The sequence below is a fragment of the Pandoraea sp. ISTKB genome, from assembly GCF_001721285.1.
Taxonomy (GTDB): domain Bacteria; phylum Pseudomonadota; class Gammaproteobacteria; order Burkholderiales; family Burkholderiaceae; genus Pandoraea; species Pandoraea capi.
The window spans coordinates 36,165-55,344 of record NZ_MAOS01000037.1 but is presented as its reverse complement, the minus strand read 5'-3'; the positions used below and the strand labels follow the sequence as shown (position 1 = coordinate 55,344).

General features: G+C 62.9%; 19 protein-coding genes. 8 read left to right on the top strand and 11 right to left on the bottom strand.

Features of this window, described 5'->3' with window-relative positions:
* Positions 1–31 precede the first annotated feature (31 nt).
* Positions 32–880, bottom strand: coding sequence for an IclR family transcriptional regulator (locus A9762_RS14270; protein WP_240493563.1), 849 nt, complete (start codon positions 878–880; stop codon positions 32–34).
* A gap of 153 nt (positions 881–1,033) precedes the next feature.
* Between A9762_RS14270 and A9762_RS14265 the strand changes: the two genes are divergently transcribed.
* Positions 1,034–2,227, top strand: a complete 1,194-nt coding sequence (locus A9762_RS14265) for an acyl-CoA dehydrogenase (RefSeq protein ID WP_069342668.1) — start codon at positions 1,034–1,036, stop codon at positions 2,225–2,227.
* A 357-nt stretch (positions 2,228–2,584) separates the two neighbouring features.
* Here the strand turns inward: A9762_RS14265 and A9762_RS14260 are convergent, their stop codons facing one another.
* Positions 2,585–3,223: a peroxiredoxin gene (locus A9762_RS14260; protein WP_069342667.1), complete on the bottom strand. Its 639-nt coding sequence runs from the start codon at positions 3,221–3,223 to the stop codon at positions 2,585–2,587.
* 225 nt (positions 3,224–3,448) lie between these two features.
* On the opposite strand from A9762_RS14260, the gene A9762_RS14255 reads away from it, so the two are divergent.
* The 3 genes from A9762_RS14255 to A9762_RS14245 all read left to right on the top strand — a co-directional run bounded on the left by A9762_RS14255 (position 3,449) and on the right by A9762_RS14245 (position 4,779).
* The gene (locus tag A9762_RS14255) at positions 3,449–3,757 is read left to right on the top strand and encodes a YqjD family protein (RefSeq protein WP_069342666.1); all 309 of its coding nucleotides are present in this window, start codon (positions 3,449–3,451) and stop codon (positions 3,755–3,757) included.
* 94 nt (positions 3,758–3,851) lie between these two features.
* Positions 3,852–4,235, top strand: coding sequence for a phage holin family protein (locus A9762_RS14250; RefSeq protein ID WP_069342665.1), 384 nt, complete (start codon positions 3,852–3,854; stop codon positions 4,233–4,235).
* A gap of 13 nt (positions 4,236–4,248) precedes the next feature.
* On the top strand, positions 4,249–4,779 hold the full coding sequence (locus tag A9762_RS14245; protein ID WP_069342664.1) for a DUF3318 domain-containing protein: 531 nt from the start codon (positions 4,249–4,251) through the stop codon (positions 4,777–4,779).
* Positions 4,780–5,029: 250 nt separating this feature from the next.
* On the opposite strand, the gene A9762_RS14240 is transcribed toward A9762_RS14245, so the two are convergent.
* From A9762_RS14240 to A9762_RS14205, 8 genes are all read right to left on the bottom strand, one after another.
* Positions 5,030–5,527: a GspH/FimT family pseudopilin gene (locus A9762_RS14240; protein WP_069342663.1), complete on the bottom strand. Its 498-nt coding sequence runs from the start codon at positions 5,525–5,527 to the stop codon at positions 5,030–5,032.
* A 10-nt stretch (positions 5,528–5,537) separates the two neighbouring features.
* On the bottom strand, positions 5,538–6,179 hold the full coding sequence (locus tag A9762_RS14235) for a pilus assembly protein (RefSeq protein ID WP_139133223.1): 642 nt from the start codon (positions 6,177–6,179) through the stop codon (positions 5,538–5,540).
* Entirely contained in the window at positions 6,158–7,126 is a 969-nt protein-coding gene (locus tag A9762_RS14230) for a PilW family protein (RefSeq protein ID WP_069342661.1), read from the bottom strand. The genes A9762_RS14235 and A9762_RS14230 overlap by 22 nt, the downstream gene beginning before the upstream one ends.
* Positions 7,123–7,551, bottom strand: a complete 429-nt coding sequence (locus tag A9762_RS14225) for a hypothetical protein (RefSeq protein ID WP_139133222.1) — start codon at positions 7,549–7,551, stop codon at positions 7,123–7,125. Before A9762_RS14225 ends, A9762_RS14230 begins: the two co-directional genes overlap by 4 nt.
* Positions 7,552–7,835: 284 nt before the next feature.
* Positions 7,836–8,093 carry an acyl-CoA-binding protein gene (locus tag A9762_RS14220; protein WP_069342659.1) on the bottom strand — a complete coding sequence of 86 codons (258 nt, stop codon included), beginning with the start codon at positions 8,091–8,093 and terminating at the stop codon, positions 7,836–7,838.
* 420 nt (positions 8,094–8,513) lie between these two features.
* Positions 8,514–9,995, bottom strand: coding sequence for an AdeC/AdeK/OprM family multidrug efflux complex outer membrane factor (adeC, locus tag A9762_RS14215; protein WP_069342658.1), 1,482 nt, complete (start codon positions 9,993–9,995; stop codon positions 8,514–8,516).
* Between the two features lie 3 nt (positions 9,996–9,998).
* Positions 9,999–13,178 (bottom strand): efflux RND transporter permease subunit, encoded by a 3,180-nt coding sequence (locus A9762_RS14210; RefSeq protein ID WP_069342657.1) that lies wholly within the window; start codon positions 13,176–13,178, stop codon positions 9,999–10,001.
* 15 nt (positions 13,179–13,193) lie between these two features.
* Positions 13,194–14,426, bottom strand: coding sequence for an efflux RND transporter periplasmic adaptor subunit (locus A9762_RS14205; RefSeq protein WP_069342656.1), 1,233 nt, complete (start codon positions 14,424–14,426; stop codon positions 13,194–13,196).
* A 491-nt stretch (positions 14,427–14,917) separates the two neighbouring features.
* On the opposite strand from A9762_RS14205, the gene A9762_RS14200 reads away from it, so the two are divergent.
* The 4 genes from A9762_RS14200 to modC all read left to right on the top strand — a co-directional run bounded on the left by A9762_RS14200 (position 14,918) and on the right by modC (position 18,761).
* Positions 14,918–15,586 carry a TetR family transcriptional regulator gene (locus A9762_RS14200; RefSeq protein WP_069342655.1) on the top strand — a complete coding sequence of 223 codons (669 nt, stop codon included), beginning with the start codon at positions 14,918–14,920 and terminating at the stop codon, positions 15,584–15,586.
* Positions 15,587–16,066: 480 nt separating this feature from the next.
* Positions 16,067–16,900 carry a molybdate ABC transporter substrate-binding protein gene (gene modA / locus A9762_RS14195; protein ID WP_240493562.1) on the top strand — a complete coding sequence of 278 codons (834 nt, stop codon included), beginning with the start codon at positions 16,067–16,069 and terminating at the stop codon, positions 16,898–16,900.
* A gap of 69 nt (positions 16,901–16,969) precedes the next feature.
* A complete protein-coding gene (modB, locus tag A9762_RS14190; RefSeq protein ID WP_069342653.1) occupies positions 16,970–17,668 on the top strand; it encodes a molybdate ABC transporter permease subunit in 699 nt (232 codons plus the stop codon).
* The gene (modC, locus tag A9762_RS14185; RefSeq protein ID WP_069342652.1) at positions 17,658–18,761 is read left to right on the top strand and encodes a molybdenum ABC transporter ATP-binding protein; all 1,104 of its coding nucleotides are present in this window, start codon (positions 17,658–17,660) and stop codon (positions 18,759–18,761) included. The genes modB and modC overlap by 11 nt, the downstream gene beginning before the upstream one ends.
* Positions 18,762–18,862: 101 nt before the next feature.
* Here the strand turns inward: modC and A9762_RS14180 are convergent, their stop codons facing one another.
* Positions 18,863–19,147, bottom strand: a complete 285-nt coding sequence (locus tag A9762_RS14180) for a hypothetical protein (RefSeq protein ID WP_069342651.1) — start codon at positions 19,145–19,147, stop codon at positions 18,863–18,865.
* Positions 19,148–19,180 lie beyond the last annotated feature (33 nt).

The following is a 19,180-nucleotide window of genomic DNA, read 5'->3' as shown; positions in this document are numbered from 1 at the left end:
GCGACCCCCAAGCCGATTGACCACCGACCGCTTAAGCGTTTCCGCTGAGCCGAGCGGCCAACTGTTTCAACCGGGGTCCGATCTCTTCGCGAAAAACCGCATCGGGAATCGACGACGACGGCCCGCTGCAACTGATCGCGAGCCACCGGTTTTGCCGCACGTCGCGCAACGGCACCGCAACGGCATTCACTCCTTCATGCCAGTCGCGGAACGAGTAACAACACCCCTCCCGCTTGTACGATTCGATGCCCTTGCCGACCCCGGCCAGCAACGCCTCCCATCCCATATTGCGCAGTGCCGCCGGATTCGCGTCGTAGGCGTCATGCAAGTCGGAGAGCATCGTCTCGCGCTCAGTCGGCGTCATGGCCGCGAGGTAGACGCGCCCCATCGAACTTGTCAGCATCGACAGACGCGACCCCGCCGTCAAACCCAGCGTGAGATGCGCCGAGTCGCTGCGAATCGTCTCGAGATACATCATGTCGAGGCCTTCGCGACAACCAAGTGAAATCGAGCAACCCATTTCCTTGGCCAGCGCCCGCATGTGCGGACGCGCCAGCGTGAGCATGTCGGTACCGTTGAGGAATGCGTAACCGAGGGCCAGCACGCCTGCGTCCAGCGCGTATTTGCCCAGTTCGGCGTCGTAACGCAGATAGCCGAGTTCGGTCAGCGTGTACGCCAGGCGGCTGACGGTCGCCTTGGGCAAGCCCGTGCGGGCGGCAAAGTCGCGGTTGCCGAGCAACACGTCGTCGGGCCCGAAGGCCCGCAGCAGCTCCAGCCCCCGCGCGAGCGCCGTCACGAATTTGCGCTCGTCATGCGACGGCGGCACACCATGCGCCGGCGCACCGGCAAAGGCAGATAGGGACGTTTTGATCACAGCCATGGCGCACTCCGCTCCCAGTCATCACCAACAGCTTCGGCCAGTGCACGCACTGGCCGTTGCCGGGCAAAAAACTTTAGTGTTAAACTAACTTCGATTTCAGAACATTGTTCCGCATTGCGGAACTTCCGTCAAGTTGAATGGAGGAGAAGGGCCATGGCAGGCAATGCACAGTTTCATTGGGAAGATCCGCTGTTGCTCGACGCGCAGCTCACCACCGACGAGCGTATGATCCGCGATGCTGCGGCAGCCTATGCGAATGACAAGCTCGCGCCGCGCGTGCTCGAAGCGTTTCGTCATGAGCGCACCGACGCTGCGATCTTCCGCGAGATGGGCGAAATCGGTCTGCTCGGCCCGACGATTCCGGAACAATACGGCGGCCCCGGTCTGAACTATGTGGCTTACGGTCTGATCGCGCGTGAAGTGGAGCGCGTGGACTCGGGCTATCGCTCGATGATGTCGGTGCAGTCGTCGCTGGTGATGGTGCCCATCTACGAATTCGGCAGCGAAGCGCAAAAGCAGAAGTATTTGCCGAAGCTCGCGAGCGGTGAGTGGATCGGCTGCTTCGGCCTGACCGAACCGAACCACGGCTCGGATCCGGCTGGTATGACCACGCGTGCCAAGAAGGTCGCTGGCGGCTACGAGCTGAGCGGCGGCAAGATGTGGATCACGAACTCGCCGATCGCCGACGTCTTCGTCGTGTGGGGCAAGCTCGCCGACGAGAACGGCGAGGAGAAGATCCGCGGCTTCATTCTCGAGAAGGGCTGGAAGGGTCTGTCGGCACCGGCGATTCACGGCAAGGTCGGCCTGCGGGCATCGATCACCGGCGAGATCGTGATGGATCAGGTCTTCGTGCCGGAAGAGAATCTGATGCCGGGCGTCTCCGGTCTGAAAGGTCCGTTCACGTGCCTGAACTCGGCGCGCTACGGTATCGCATGGGGCGCACTGGGTGCCGCCGAATTCTGCTGGCACATGGCGCGTCAATATGTGCTCGACCGCCAGCAGTTCGGTCGCCCGCTCGCCGCCAATCAGTTGATTCAGAAGAAGCTGGCCGACATGCAGACGGAAATCACGCTGGGCCTGCAAGGTTGCCTGCGTCTGGGCCGCATGAAGGACGAAGGCACGGCCGCCGTCGAAATTACGTCGATCATGAAGCGTAACTCGTGCGGCAAGGCACTCGATGTCGCCCGCCTCGCCCGCGACATGCTGGGCGGCAACGGTATCTCGGACGAATTCGGTATCGCCCGCCATCTCGTGAACCTCGAAGTGGTCAACACGTACGAAGGCACGCAGGACATTCACGCGCTGATTCTCGGCCGTGCGCAGACGGGCATTCAGGCGTTCTTCTGATCGCGCCGCCCTGCCGGTCGATCGGTCGCAGTCGCAACGATCCGACCGGGGAGTGATGATCTCGATGCGTTGAACGGGGCAGACGGCACGAGCAAGGGGTGGGCTTCCGAGTCCTCCCCGGCGGGTGCCGGAGACATCCGGTTCGGTGCATCGCCAGAGTTGTCTGGTACGCGCCGTTCTCGCGCCGCATGCCGCGGGCCGTCAATCCCACGAGTGACGGCGCGTACCAAACAAAAATGCCAGCTCATCGAGCTGGCATTTTTTTCGACCGGGATACCGGTGCGTAACGTCGTGAACGTCGAGAGCGTTACGTACCGGATCCCCGGCGTACTTACGTATGTCTTGCGACCGGCTGGCTTACTTGTTCGGTTGCGGCGTCAGACGCAGGTACGGACGTACAGCCTTGTAGCCCTTCGGGAATTTCTCCTTGAGCACGGCTTCGTCCTTGAGCGACGGCACGATCACCACGTCTTCGCCATCTTTCCAGTTACCCGGCGTTGCAACCGAGTAGTTGTCGGTCAGTTGCAGCGAATCGATGACACGCAGGATTTCGTCGAAGTTACGGCCCGTGCTTGCCGGGTACGTAATGGTCAGACGCACTTTCTTCTTCGGGTCGATCACGAACAGGGAACGCACCGTCACGGTTTCGCTGGCGTTCGGGTGAATCATGTCGTACAGCTGCGAGACCTTGCGATCCTTATCGGCCAGGATCGGGAAGTTGACCGTGGTGTTCTGCGTCTCGTTGATGTCGCTGATCCAGCCCTTGTGCGATTCGGCATCGTCCACCGACAGCGCGATGGCCTTCACGTTGCGTTTTTCGAACTCACCCTTGAGCTTTGCGGTCAGACCGAGTTCGGTCGTGCACACCGGCGTGTAGTCGGCCGGGTGCGAGAAAAGGACACCCCAGCCATCGCCAAGGAACTCGTGAAACTTGATCGTACCGATCGACGAATCCTGCTCGAAGTCGGGAGCGATATCACCCAAACGCAATGTCATTGACGGTCTCCTTGAGAACCTTTCACTCAGTGGGAACAAGACTAAAGGATGCTAAGCTTAGTCAGAACGAATAAAAAATTTGTTCCAAATAACGATTCGAAATATACCGCAGACAGGGTGTTGTTTTCTGGCAACGACGCATTGAAAGCGGTACGATAAGCCCCATATCCCCCGTACCCGCAGCATCTCTCTTACGCATTCTCCTCCCAGAATTGCGTAATGACTATGTCGCAAGTGCCCACCAACAAGGAGAAGTTCATGACCGATATCAAATCCGTACTGGCCGACGCAGAAGATCTGCTCAAGCAAGCTGCCAACACGACCGGTGAGCGCGCTTCCGAACTGAGCGACCGCGCCCTGACGCTGCTCAAGCAAGCCAAGGAAAAAGCCTCGGACGTTCAGGTCGTCGTCGTGGAGAAGAGCAAGCAAGCCGCGCGGGCAACCGACGACTACGTGCACGATCATCCGTGGCAAGCCGTTGGCATCGCGGCCGGTATCGGCGTGGTGATCGGTCTGCTGCTCAACCGCAAGTAAGCTTCGCCGACGCAAGTCACTCTCTCGTCTACTCTGCCGAGGCGGAGCCTGCCTGACCGGTGCGACGGGTCGGGTGGGCCGCCCAGACCAGCCCATGACCGACAATGATCGCACGACCCCGCCGCGGCCTTCGCTGCGGCGCCTCGCCGGTGCGTTGCTCGAGATCGTACAGTCGCGCATCGAACTCATCGGTATCGAACTGACCGAAGAAAAGGAACGCCTGATGGGCGTGGCTTTCCTCGGTCTCGCCGCGATGCTCTTCGGCGTTCTCGCCCTCGTGTCGCTGACCGCGCTGGTGATCGTCATCTTCTGGGACACCTATCGCCTCCAGGCCATGACCGGCATCTTCATCGTGTATCTCCTGCTCGCTGGCTGGTGCGCCACGCGTGCGCGCAACATCCTGCGCGATGCCCCGATGCCGTTCGAAGCCACACTGGCCGAATTCGAAAAGGACCGCGACGCGCTGCGTCCGGACTGAAGGAGATCTGCCCGTGCCGTTGGAACATCCACAACGTTCACGCCGCCCGCGACAATCGCGACGCTCGCGTCATGACCTGCTTGCCATTCGCAAGGAGCTCGTGCTCACGCGCATCGCGGTCGAGCGCGCCGAGCTGATACAGGCCTCGCACGTCACGCGCGAACGCCTGCGCAACTTCCGCTGGGTTCGCTATCTGCTGCCCGGCGGCCTCGCGAACTTCTCCGGTCTCGGCGGTCTCGCCAATTCCGGCCTCAAGCTCGGTGGCCTGCTCGAACGCTACCCGCTCGTCAGTTCGGTCGCCTCGATTGCCTTGACGGGGCTTTCGCATACGCCCGTCGGTCGCATTGCCCGACGCGGCCTCAAGTGGGGCACGCTCGGCGTGCTCGCCTGGCAAGGCGTCAAGCTCTGGCACGAATCGACGAAATCGTCCGCGTCGCAAGCCAAGGTACCGGAAGGTGCCGCAACGGCGAACGACGGTGCGACAACCGCATCGTCAGTAGCCAATGCCAAAGGCAGCGATCGCGGTACGCCGCCGTTGATGTAATCGTATGACGTCACGCTCGCCGGGCCATCGTGCCCGTCGAGCGGACATCGATGATGCAAGTCCGGTTAAGCCCGTTTCGACAAAGAAACATCTCGCGCCCCACTTGAGTCACTCCCCCCGTATCGCCGCTTCCCTCTCTCGACTTCCTTCGATACTGACTCGACGAAGAAACCTCCCGTGCTTCGCTTAGGTCGCGAGCCCGTGTCACCGCCTCCCTCTTTCGATTTCCGTCGAGACTGACTTCTACCAACTATGCGTCGCAACGTTTTGCATAGCGCGCGCGTCCATACGCGTTGATGGTGATGCAGATACGTCGGTCGTGCCCGCTGATTCGCACCGTGCCCGACAGCCGTTTGCGCACTTCGGTCCCCACGAAGCCGCTCTCCGAAAGCGCAAGCCCCTCCGTGTAGTACAGCCCCCATCTCACGTCGATCGACACGCCTTGCGGAAGCGGCGCGTAACGACTTAGCAACGGCTCGCCGTCATCGAAGCGATGATTTCGATTCTCGTCGACGAACGTGATCCATCCGCCGCTCAGACTCGCGCCGTCGTGTGGCGCAAAGGCGATCTGGCGATGTCGTCCCATCGCTTCCCCTCGCGCGGTCTGCATCGCTGCCATAAAGGCACGTGCCGTGATGTCCACGCCGACACGACGCCGCACCGCTTCGATCGAGGGCGCAACCGCCAATAGCGCGACGGCCATGATCGCCATCGCCACGAGACACTCGATCAATGTCACGCCGCGCATCGTTCGTGCGCTACACATCGCAATGCTCACGTCGACGCCCCGGCACGGCTTTCACAGCCGAACTGTCGTGCCATGCCGCCACCTCGCGCCAGTTCAGCAAACGCGACGCGTAGGACCTGGCCGCTGCGCTGGCTTCATCCCGACGCACCGACTGCGCTTTCACCTCGTAGATCGCTTGCAGAAAGACCCGCGTACCCGGCAACTTGGCGCACCCCATCGCACTGATCCGATAGCGACGTATCGGTGACTCCCTCGCCACCTTTGCCAACCCGGCATCGGGATACCCGCCGGTAAAGGCAATTCGCTCGATGAAGTAACGCGCATTGTCCATCCGCACGACGTCACGGCCATTCCAGTCGACCTTTCCCCATCCGGCCGCACGGTTCGGCTCTCGGTAGTCAGTGATATAACTCGCGGCGATGACGTCGCCCGGTCCGGCATCCCATTCGCTCAGCGCCGCAATCTCGGACGCTTGCGCGCCATGCACCAAACGCTCTCGTGCCACCACTAGCGCGTTGTCCGCCGCAGCAAACGCCACCATGCGGTCATTCGTGTACGCAACGAAGCGAGTCGCCATCTCGCGATGCTGCATGCCCGACGCCGCAAGCGCCATGAGTGCCGCCAGCCACATCACCATGAAGACGCCAACCACGTCGCCTCCTCTCCCACACCGCCGTCGTTTCGCCGATAAGCCACCGCATTGAAAACGTGCAAGTGGACATTGCCCGCATTGGAGAGCCACTTGTATTCGCGGCCTCCCGTGTCATCGTCGAAGACTTCGACCGAGCGCCCGACACGTTGCTTGCCACCCGCGCGTGGCGCACCGCGCAGCACCAGCGAAAATGCCACGGCGCTCACGTTCTCCCAGCCACCGGCACCCATCGGCGGGTTCGGGGGTTTGCGGCGCGCGCTCTTGACCGGCGACATCCAGCGCAGCGGCCCGGTCCCACCTGCCCGGACGCCCAACCGGATATACATTGCTTCCACACCGATGACCAACGCCTGCGCTTTACGCAGATCCGTAAAGCGCCCCGCGCGCTCGCCATAGCGGCAGAACAGCGAGGGAATCCCATCCTCTCCCTTGTCGACGTAGAAGATGCTGACGTTACGGTTGTCGCCGTTACTACGCGCCCTGACGTTCAGGCCTGCGCAATTCTGCACCGCGCCGCTGCCATTGTCGCTGTCGTCGCCAAATCCCGCGCCGTGAAATTGCACCTCGAGAATCGAGCTTCCCTGCCAGCCGCGCCTCGGGCACGTATCCACCGTGCTCGCACACTCGGCGCTCGCGCGCAATGACGTCCAGTCGCGTTTGCCTGCGTCGCCTAGCGGACGGATCTGGCCCTCGGTAGGATCCCAGTTTCGGTAACCTGCCATGGCGACCGCGCGTGAGAGTTGCGTCAATGCAAAGCTGGCCCGCTCATTCACGTCGTATCGTTCGGCCTGCACGCGCCACAGCCGGATACCCGCGAGATAGATCGCCGTGGCTGCCATCACGATCAATATCCCCAAAGGCATGGCGATCACCCATTCGAGCAGCGTGAAGCCACGAGCATGACGCTTTCGCCCCATCAGTGGAAATCGGCGATGCTGCGTCGTCATGAATGACGTCCACCATCGGTGCCCGATGGCGGCATTGCCATCGCGACCACCTTGGGCGATGTGACAAGCGCCTGAGACGACATTCCACCAGCCGCCTGCCAGTGCGCAAACCCCTGCGCGCCAGCCATGAGTACGGTCAGCGTGAACATCACATCGAGTAGCGCTGCGCCGCGCACAGCACGTCGACGGCGAGTCGGCTGCGCACGATGCAAGGCGCGCGAGGCGTTCTCGGAAGCCGCTAGCGCACGTGATCGTTCGCCTCGCTTCACCCGCAATCGCAACCGCTTGCGCGCCTCGCCCTGCGCAGGCCCTCCCGCTTGCCGCTGCGGTAGCTCACGCACACGCGCTATCCGCCGATCGATTCTTGCGTCGCGCGACGTGTGTTGCCCGGTCATAAGCATCATGTAGTGACGATCCTGCTGCATGGTGCGACTCCTCATCTCGTTGATCGTTGACGACGCCTCCATCGTCGCGCACCCATGCCACCGAGCCAATCGGACACCACCGCAAAACCCACCCCGTTATGGGCCACCGCATTCTTCAGACACAACGTGACCGGGTGGCGCCAACGCCTATTCACGCGCCCATAAAAAAACGGCGACCGAAGTCGCCGTTTCTGGCATGTCGCACGAGTGCACTGAATGCGCGACATTGCGGCAATACCGCTACGTCACGCAACGCGCGAAGCACGCCACGTGACGCGTCGCCATCATCCCTTGAGGGATTCGATGAGTTCGACGTAAGCCTGCTGCACTTCGTCTTTCGACTTGCCCTTGAGCATTTCCCAGGCGTCGAATTTGGCGCGTGCAACGAAATCCATCGCACCAGGGCGGGAGCCGGTCACGTCGCCTTCCGTGCCTTGCTTGAACAGCGCATAGATGCGCAGCAGCGTGAGATTGTCGGGGCGTTCGGGCAGCGTCTTGGATTGGGCTACCGCTTCGTCGAAGCGGGCTTGAAGATCGCTCATGGTGTCTCTCCCTGAAAAACAGTCAGCTTATAAGTGTCCCGCGTGACGAACGGCGATGCCCGGCAAGGCACATGCGCACATTCCTCCACGCTCGGGGTGTTGCGAATACAACGCGATCAAGGATAGCGACGATGGCCTACGCAAGGTAGGGGCCAGCGTAGAAGCCCGCGTCTAAACCTCTCGGGAACTGAATCGATTTTTCAAGGAATCTCGGCACGTGCGTAGCGTGTGGGTCGTGTGTGCGTAGCGCGATCGTGTGCAGGCCTTCGCCCACACGACGCACCAATGCAAAACGCCCGGCATTGCCGGGCGTTTCGATTCACAAGCTTTCCATCGCAGCGAGACATTCGGTCCTGCCAGACTCATCGAACCCATCAGATGAATCCGAGCAGCCTCACGTCTCGCCGTGTCACCGAGTCGTTACGATGCCGATGGCGCTGACGCAGCACCCGCATTCGCCGGCACACTGCGCTCTTCCCAACCGCCGCCAAGCGCCTTGTACAGCGTGACGAGGTTGGTCCAACGCGCCAGACGCGTTGCAATCAGCGTCTGTTGCGAGGAGTACAGCGAACGTTGTGCGACCAACGCGTTCAGGTAGCTGTCCACGCCGTTGCGGTAGCGCAAGTCCGAGAGCTTGTAGCTCTCGTCGCTCGCCTTCACGAGCGATTCCTGCGCGGCGATCTGATCGTCGAGCGTGCCGCGTGCGGCCAGCCCGTCGGACACTTCGCGGAACGCCGTCTGAATCGCCTTCTCGTAGTTGGCGACTTCGATGCGCTTCTGCACCTTGGCCAAATCGAGGTTGGCGATGTTCTGCCCGCCCGCGAAGATCGGCAGCGTGATGGTCGGTGCGAACGACCAGGCACCCTGCCCGCCCTTGAACAGGTTGCTCAGCGACGCGCTCGCCGTGCCCGCATTCGCCGTCAGCGAAATCGACGGGAAGAACGCGGCACGCGCAGCACCGATGTTGGCGTTGGCGCCCTTGAGCGTGTGCTCGGCGGCGGTCACGTCCGGACGACGCAGCAGCAGATCCGACGGCAACCCGGCCGGCAGATCGGCCAGCAGGCCCTGCCCGTCGAGCGGACGTGCCGGCGGCAGATCGGCCGGCAACGGCTGGCCGATGAGCAGCGCCAGCGCGTTTTCGTCCTGCGCCACCTGACGCGTGTACTGCGCGAAGTTCGCCCGCGCCGTATCGACCGGCGTTTGCGCCTGACGCAGATCCAGCCCGGAGGCCGTACCCACGTCGAAGCTGCGCTTGGTCAGGTCGTAGGACGATTGCTGACTCTTGAGCGTGTCGGACGTCAGCTTGAGCAGTTCCTGATCGGCCAGCCACGTGAGATATGCCGTCGCCACTTCCGAGACGAGCGTGATGTGCGCTGCCTTGGCCGTGTCCTCGCTCGCCAGATACGTCTCCAACGCCTGATCCTTCAGGCTCTGGATACGACCGAACAGATCGAGTTCGTACGACGTGAAGCCCACGCCGACCTGATAGCTGCGGCTGATGCCGGCACGTCCCGACGACGACAGATCCGCCGGCGAGCGCTGAACCGACGCCTGACCTGCTGCCCCCACCGAGGGCAGCAGCGCCGAGCGCTGGATCTGGTACTGCGCACGTGCGGCTTCGACGTTGAGCATCGAGACACGCAGATCGCGGTTGTTCTCCAGCGCGATCTCGATCAGCTTTTGCAGACGCGGATCGGCGAAGAACTCACGCCAGCCCAGCTCGGCGGCCACGACATTGCTGTCGGTGGCGCCGTTCTGGTTCGCCGCTGCGGGCGTCTTGTAAGCCGGGCCCGTGGGGAACGACGTGGCAACCGGCGCCTCGGGCCGCTCATAGTGCGGCGCGAGGGTACAGCCTGCCAGGAACGCTGCCGCCAAGGCAATCGGCAATGCTTTGTGCTTCATAGGTCAGTTTCCTTCCTTGGCGGGGCCGTCGGTTGCGTCCGGTTTTTCATGACGTGCTTCCGGATGCTCCACCGTATCCAGATCCTCGTGTGCGAAGCGCTTGCGCACCAGCACGAAGAAGACCGGCACGTAGTAGATCGCGAGGAACGTGGCGGCCAACATACCGCCGATCACGCCCGTACCGATCGCGTGCTGCGAAGCCGAACCGGCGCCGTTCGAGATCGCCAGCGGCAGCACCCCGAGAATGAACGCCATCGACGTCATCAGAATCGGGCGCAGACGCAGTCGCACCGCTTCCATCGTCGCTTCCATCAGTGTGCGGCCCTGCTCTTGCAGATCCTTGGCGAATTCCACGATCAGAATCGCGTTCTTCGCCGACAGACCCACCGTCGTCAACAGCCCCACCTGGAAGTACACGTCGTTCGACAACCCGCGCAGCGTTGCGGCCAGCAGTGCACCCAGCACACCCAGCGGCACCACCAGAATCACCGAGAACGGGATCGACCAGCTTTCGTACAACGCGGCCAGACACAGGAACACGATCAGGATGGAGATCGCGTACAGCGCCGGTGCCTGCTGACCCGAGATGCGCTCTTCGAACGACAGACCCGTCCACTCCAGACCGATGCCCGGCGGGAGTTGCTTCGCGATCTCTTCGACAGCCTTCATCGCGTCGCCCGACGACTTGCCCGGTGCCGGCATACCCTGAATTTCCACGGCAGGCACACCGTTGTAACGCTCCAGACGCGGCGAGCCGTAAGTCCACTTGCCGGTGGCGAAGGCCGAGAACGGCACCATCGTCCCGCTGGCGTTACGCACGTACAGCTTGTTGATGTCCTGCGGCAGCATCCGGTCCTTCGGTTCCGCCATCACGTACACCTTCTTCACACGACCGCGGTCGATGAAGTCGTTCACGTACGACGAACCCCACGAGGCCGACAGCGTCTGGTACACGTCGGAGATCGACAGGCCCAGTGCCGAAGCCTTTTCTTCGTCGACATCGACCTTGTACTGCGGCGTGTCGTCCAGACCGTTCGGACGCATGTTCGCCAGGTTCGGGTTCTTCGCCGCCATGCCAAGCATCTGATTCCGAGCCGCCATGAGCGCGTCGTGGCCGAGGCCTGCGCGATCCTGCAACTCGAAGTCGATACCGCCCGCGTTACCGAGTTCCGGCACCGACGGCGGATTGATGGCGAAGATCATGGCGTCCTTCACGCTGGCGAAAGCCTGATACGAGCGCGCAATCACCGCCTGCACCTTGAGGTCGGACGCCTGACGGTCTTCCCACGGCTTCATCATCGTGAACGCCAGACCCACGTTCTGACCGCGGCCGTTAAAGCCAAAGCCCGTCACCGTGAAGATCGAACGAACCGAATCCTTTTCCTTCTCGAGGTAGTGCTTCTCGACCTGCTTCATGACGTCGAGCGTACGTTCCTGCGTCGCGCCCGGCGGCAATTGCACGAGGTTGAAGAAGTAACCCTGGTCTTCGTCCGGCAAGAACGCCGTCGGCATACGCACGAACAGGAAGCCCACCGCCGCCACGATCACGACGTAGACGATCATGAGCGGCGCGGTGCGCTTGAGCAAACGCTCCACCTGACCCTGATACGCTTTCGAGCCGCTGTCGAACTTGCGGTTGAACCAGCCGAAGAAGCCGCGCTTCTCGTGGATTTCGCCCTTCTTGATCGGCTTGAGGATCGTCGCGCACATGGCCGGCGTGAGCACGATAGCCACCAGCACCGACAACGCCATGGCCGCCACGATCGTCAACGAGAACTGACGATAGATGGCGCCCGTCGAGCCGCCGAAGAACGCCATCGGCACGAACACCGCCGAGAGCACCAGCGCCACACCCACCAGCGCGCCGACGATCTGATCCATCGCCTTCTTCGTCGCTTCCTTCGGACTGAGCCCCTCCTCGGCCATCACCCGCTCGACGTTTTCGACCACCACAATGGCATCGTCGACGAGCAGACCGATGGCCAGCACAAGGCCGAACATCGAGAGTGTGTTGATGGAGAAGCCTGCGGCACCCATGATGCCGAACGTACCGAGCAGCACCACCGGCACGGCAATCGTCGGGATGATCGTCGCCCGCAGGTTTTGCAGGAACAGATACATCACCAGGAACACGAGCACGATACCTTCGATGAGGGTCTTGATCACTTCCTCGATCGAGATCTTCACGAACGGCGTGGTGTCGTACGGATAGTCGACCTTCATGCCCTGCGGGAAGTACGGCTCCAGCTCGGTGACCTGCTGCTTGACGGCGGTTGCCGTTTGCAGCGCGTTCGCCCCCGTGGCCAGCGTAATCGCCAGACCGGCGGCAGGCTTGCCGTTGTAACGGGCCACCACCTGATACGACTCACCGCCCAGCTCGATGCGCGCCACGTCACCCAGACGCACTTGCGAGCCGTCCTTGTTGACCTTGAGCAGAATCTTGCGGAACTGCTCCGGCGTTTGCAGACGGCTTTGGGCCGTCACAGTCGCGTTGAGCTGCTGGCCCTTCACCGCAGGCGCGCCACCCAGCTCACCGGCCGAGATCTGCACGTTCTGCGCCTGAATGGCGTTCGAGACGTCGATGACGGTCAGGTTGTAGCCGTTGAGCTTCTGCGGATCGACCCACACGCGCATGGCGTATTGCGAACCGAACAACTGGACCTGACCCACGCCGTTCACACGGCTGATCGGATCCTGCACGTTGGCGGCAATGTAGTTCGCCAGGTCGATGTCGGTCATGTTGCCGTCATCGGAATACGCGCCGATCACCAGCAGGAAGTTCTTGGTCGCCTTGGCCACCTTGATACCCTGCTGTTGCACCTGCTGCGGGAGCAGGGGCGTGGCGAGTTGCAGCTTGTTCTGCACCTGCACCTGCGCGATGTCCGGGTTCGTCCCTTGCGCGAACGTCAGCGTGATCTGAGCGGTACCCGAGCCGTCGGACGTCGACGACATGTATTCCAGGTGGTCGATACCGTTCATCTGCTGCTCGATCACCTGCGTGACCGTATCCTGCACGGTCTGCGCCGAAGCGCCCGGGTAGGTCGCGGTGATCTGCACCGACGGCGGTGCGATCGGCGGGTACTGCGAGACCGGCAGCTTCAGAATCGAAAGCGCGCCGGCCAGCATGATGACAATGGCGATCACCCAAGCAAAGATCGGGCGATCGATAAAAAACTTTGCCATGAATGAGGCTCCGCGTTATTGGGCTTTGGCGCCAGAGGCGGCGTCGGCCTGCGCTGCGCTCGCGGCGGCCGGTGCGCTCGCACCTGCCGGCGCCTGCGCCTGAGCACCCGGCAACTGCGCGGGCACTGCCTTCGCGGGCGCGCCCGGGCGCACCTTCTGAAGACCGGACACGATCACCTGATCGCCTGCCGCCAGACCCGAACTCACCAGCCACTTGTCGCCGACCGCGCGGTCGGTCACCAGCTGACGCAGTTCGACCTTGCCTTCCTTGTTCACGACGAGCGCCGTGGGCTGACCCTTCTGGTCACGCGTCACGCCTTGTTGCGGCACCAGCAGACCACCGTCCTTCACACCTTCCTGGAGCTTGGCGTGCACGAACATGCCGGGCAGCAACTCGCGGTTCGGGTTCGGGAAGATGGCGCGCACGGTCACCGAGCCGGTCGTCTGATCGACCGTGATGTCCGAGAACTGGAGCTTGCCTTCGAGCGGGTACGTCGTGCCGTCTTCCAGCGTCAGCTCGACCTTCGCGGCGTTCTTGCCCGCGCTCTGGAGCTTGCCGTCAGCCAGTGCACGACGCAGACGCAGGCCGTCGGCGGCCGATTGCGTCACGTCCACGTACATCGGGTCGATCTGCTGCACAGTCGTCATGAGCGTGGCGGCGCCGGACTGCACGTAAGCGCCTTCGGTCACCTGCGACAGACCGGTGCGGCCCGAGATCGGCGCCGGCACGTCGGTGTAGCCGAGGTTGATCTTCGCCGTATCGACGGCCGCCTTGCCGGCCTGCACATCGGCGTCGGCTTGCAGCGCGGAGGCCACCGCGTTGTCGTAATCCTGCTTCGACACGGCTTCGACGGCGACCAGTTGCTTGTAGCGATCGGCCAGCAGCTTGGTCGATGCCTGATTCGCCACGGCCTTCGCGAGCGTTGCCTTGGCATTCTCAAATGCGGCCTGATACGTTGCCGGATCGATCTTGTACAGACGCTGGCCGGCCTTGACGTCACCGCCTTCGGTGAAATCGCGCTTGAGCACGATACCGTCGACACGCGCACGCACGTCGGCGACGCGGTAGGGCGCGGTGCGGCCAGGCAGGTCGGTCGTCAGCGTGACGCTCTGGGGTTGCAGTGTCACGACGCCGACTTCCGGCACCATGCCCTGCGGCTGCTGCGGCTTCTTGCCGCACGCGGCCAGGGTCAATACCGCGAGTGCGACGGCAGTGACCATCCCCAGTGAACTTCTCTTGACGTGCATATACGCCCCCGATAAATGGAATGCGGTCAAACAAAATGACGAATACGTTGCGACGATTGCGACGGCGAAGGCCGGTCCGCAATCCCGTCGCACAAAGGCGGGCGGCGAATGCCAAAAGGCCCGGGTGAGCGGGCCATCGGAGACAAGCCCGTCAGGCGGGCCAACAAGACGTCCCCGGGCGCGGCATTCACCGCGCACGCTGGCACTCGTTTGAGATCGTCGAACAGGCTCCGGGACATCAGGCGACCCCGACTGGCGCACCTAACATCGATTCAGGCGGTGCGCCTTGGTCAAATCGCTTGCCCCGGTCAGGGAGTTTTCCCTTAGAGGAGGCAGCTTAAATGGTCCCTGTGCAATAGAGCAAGCGGCTGCTATTATAGATACATTCATGAATGTATGTAAATCACATTGCGTCGCACCATAGTGTGGCGCGGTTTACATGACATTTCACAAATCCCGGCGCCCTCCGGCGCTCGCCCTGTGACACGACGATGGCCCGCAGAACGAAAGAAGAAGCGATCGAGACCCGCAATCTGTTGCTGGATACCGCCGAGACGGTGTTCGCCCAGAAAGGCGTGTCGCGTACGTCGCTCGCCGACATCGCCGAAGCCGCCGGCCTGACCCGCGGCGCCATTTACTGGCACTTCAAGAACAAGATCGATCTCTTCAACGCCATGACGGATCGCATCCGCCTGCCGATGGAGCGCATGATCGACGAAGAATGCACCGAGCCGGAGAACGGCGATCCGATGCAGCGCATGCACGAAATCTGCAAGCTCGTGCTCAAGGAAACCGCGCGCAACGAACGCCGCCGCCGTGTGCTCGACATTCTGTTCCACAAATGTGAATACACGAACGAGATGCTCTCGGTGCTGGAGCGCCAGCGCGAAGCCTGCGCCGACGGCAAGCAGCGCATCATGCGCGACATGGAGCGCGCCATCGAGCGCGGCCAGTTGCCCGCAGCCCTCGACACCCGCCGCGCCGCCATCATGCTGCACGCGCTTGTGGTCGGCATGATGTCGGACTGGCTGTTCCTGCCCGACTACGATCTCGGTGTGGAGTGCGACGCCGTGGTCGATGGCTTCTTCGACATGCTGCGCACCAGCCCGGCGATGCTCCGCCCCAGCGGAAAACCCGTGCACAGCGCCCTGCCCGCCTGAAATCGCAGGGGCGATCGAAGCGCCACTTACCGCCCTTCGCGATTTACTACATATATTAATTAGCAGGCCCGCCGAATCCGGCCTGCCGGTCTCCGCTCGCACCGCCCCCGCTTCCCCGCTTTCCCGTATCTCATCACGCCGACACCTGCCGCGCGCTCGCGCCGCGATGTCTGGAATATGTGCACACTGTCCCGATTTTTTCGATTCGGTGCGCGGCGTCGCCGCGCCGGACGGCATTCGAGCGCCGTGATACGGCGTATACCTGTACAGCGTGGCAGCGTTATATATAATCCTACACAACGCGTTGCGCACCCCGTGCAACCGAAGGTCCGGCCTCGCTGCCCGACCGTATCCATGCGCCGGCTCGCGGCAATTCGAAGGGGATCGAGGGGGATCGAGCGGGAAGTCCGCCGCAACGTCACCGTCATTCGCGCCGATCATCGAGCCTGCCTTGCCCACCACACGCTGGAGACCACTTTCGTGAAAGCTGCTGTCGCAACCACCGTCACCGTTAGCCCGAAGTCCCAAGCCACCCTGAGCGCCGGCACAATGCTGCGCCGCGTTCTGAGCGTTGCCGCCGTCGGCACGAGCCTGTTGTTTGCCGGCCACGCTGCGGCCCAGCAAGTGTTTGCCGCCGCCAGCATGAAAGACGCACTCGACGACCTGTCGGCTGCCTACACCAAGGAAACGGGCAAGAAGCCGGTGCTGGTCTACGGCGCCAGCTCGACGCTCGCCCGCCAGATCGAAAAAGGCGCACCGGCCGACGTCTTCATCTCCGCCGATCAGGACTGGATGGACTACGCGCAGAAACACGACCTGATCGACACCGGCACGCGTCGCAATCTGCTAGGCAACGAACTGGTGCTGATCGCGCCGGCCACGACCACGGGCGACGTCGATCTCAAGTCGGGCGCGGACCTCGATGCCAAGCTGGCGCAGGTGCCGAACGGCAAGCTCGCCATGGGCGACCCCGCACACGTGCCGGCTGGCCTCTATGGCAAGGCCGCCCTCGAGAAGCTCGGCATCTGGTCGAAGGTGCAGGGCAAGGTCGCCGCCGCCGACAACGTGCGTAACGCGCTGCTGCTCGTCGCGCGTGGCGAAGCCCCCTACGGCATCGTCTACAAGACGGACGCCAATGCCGAAAAACGCGTGCGTATCGCCGGCACCTTCCCGGCCGACAGCCATGCGCCGATCGTCTACCCGGTGGCCGTGACGAAGCAGGCCAACCGCGCCGATGCCGATCCGTTCTACAAATTCCTGCAAACGCCCACGGCGCAGGCAACGTTCCAGCGTTTCGGCTTCAGCCGTCCGTAAGCGCATTGTGCGGACACTGCTGACGCAACAAGCGCAACACGCGCAACAAGCACCACGGAAATCATCGTCATGGGCCTGACCCCGGAAGAATGGGGCATCGTCGAACTCAGTCTGCGCGTAGGTCTGTGGGGCACGCTTTGCAGCCTGCCCTTCGCCTACGCTGCCGCCTGGCTGCTCGCGCGCCGTAGCTTTCCCGGCAAGGCGCTGCTCGATGCCATTCTGCATTTACCGCTCGTGCTGCCACCGGTCGTCGTGGGCTTCGCGCTGCTCGTGCTGTTCGGCGCGCAAGGCACCATCGGCAAATTGCTGCGCGAGTGGTTTCACTTCACGTTCGCTTTTCGCTGGACGGGTGCCGCGCTGGCCGCCGGTGTGATGGGTTTCCCGCTGCTTGTCCGGGCAATCCGGCAGGCGCTGGAAGCGTCCGACACCAAGCTGGAACAGGCCGCGCAAACGCTCGGCGCCGGCCCCTGGCTCACGTTCATCACCGTGACGTTGCCGCTCACCGCCACCGGCGTGCTGCACGGCTTCGTACTGGCGTTCGCCCGCGCGCTCGGCGAATTCGGTGCGACGATCACGTTCGTCTCGAACATTCCGGGGCAAACGCAAACGCTGCCGCTAGCGATCTACACGGCCACGCAAGTCCCCGATGGCGACGCGATGGTCTGGCGCCTGTGCGCGATTTCGGTCGTGCTCGCGGTCGCCACACTCATCTTCTCCGAAGTCATGATCCGCTTCGGCAATCGCAAGGCGCTCGGTTATGACGGTTGAAGTGCGTCTCAAGCATCGCTTCGGCGACTTCTCGCTCGACGCCGAGTTCGCCGCCGGTATGGGCGTGACGGCACTGTTCGGGCCGTCCGGCAGCGGCAAGAGCACGGTGGTCAATGCGGTGTCCGGGCTGCTCAGGCCCGATGCCGGGCGCATCGTCGTGGGCGACGACGTGCTCTTCGACAGCGCCGCCGGTGTCGCTCTGCCGACCTGGCGTCGTCGCATCGGCTACGTGTTTCAGGACGCGCGACTGCTGCCGCATCTGACCGTTCGCCAGAACCTGCTCTTCGGCCGCTGGCTGAGACGGCGCGACGTGGCCGCCGCCGGCAGCGGCGCCATTGCGCTGGAACACGTGGTCGACGTGCTCAACCTCGGGCATTTGCTGAGCCGTCGTCCCGGCGCGCTGTCGGGCGGAGAGAAGCAGCGTGTGGGCATCGGCCGCGCGTTGTTGTCGTGCCCGCGCATGCTGCTCATGGACGAGCCGCTCGCCTCCCTCGATCACGCGCGACGCATGGAAGTGCTCGACTACCTGAACCGCATTCGTCACGAGTTGAAGTTGCCGGTGCTGTACGTCACGCACTCGCTGGACGAAGTGATGCGGCTGGCCGATCAGGTGGTGCTGTTCAAGGAAGGACGTACGATCTCGCAAGGCGCCCCGGCCGACGTGCTCAACGTGCATCGCGACGCGCTCGACGGCACCGCGGAGTCGCCGGGCACGGTGCTGGAGACGCGCATCGTCGCGCATGATGCGCAGTACGGTCTGACGGAACTGGCCGTGAACGGCAACGACGCGATCCGGCTGCGTGTGCCGCGTGCCGGTGGCAAGGCGGGCGACGCATGTCGCATTCTCGTGCGCGAGCGCGATGTCGCCGTGGCCACGTCACCCCCGGTCGACACCAGCGTACTCAACGTATTGCCCGCCATCGTGTGCGCGCTGCGGGATCTGGGCGACTCGGTCGAGGTCACGGCAACGCTGACCGGTGACGACAGTGTCACGCTGCGTGCGCGCATCACACGCTTCTCCGCAGACCAGTTACGCCTCACTCCGGGGCATAACGTGTATCTGCTGATCAAGTCGGTCGCCCTGACTCGTTGAGCGGACTCGCGCCGCGCGAGCCATTCGCATCAGAGAAAAAGCACAAGGCGTCGCAACGGAATCCCGTTGCGACGCCTTGTCGCTGTACCACGACGACGAGCTTACTTGCTCATCGCATCGCCCTTCTTCATGGCGTCGCCTTTGCTCATCGCGTCGCCTTTCTTCATGGCGTCGCCCTTGCTCATCGCGTCGCCCTTCTTCATGGCGTCGCCCTTGCTCATCGCGTCGTGCTTGGCCATGGCATCGCCCTTGCTCATCGCATCGTGCTTGGCCATCGCGTCGCCCTTCGACATCGCGTCACCTTTGCTCATGGCGTCCTGCGCAAAGGCTGCGCCCGTGCCGAGTGCCAGACCCATTGCCATCACTGCCAGATATCGCGTCTTCATTGCTGTTACTCCTAGAGTGAGAAATTTCCAGTG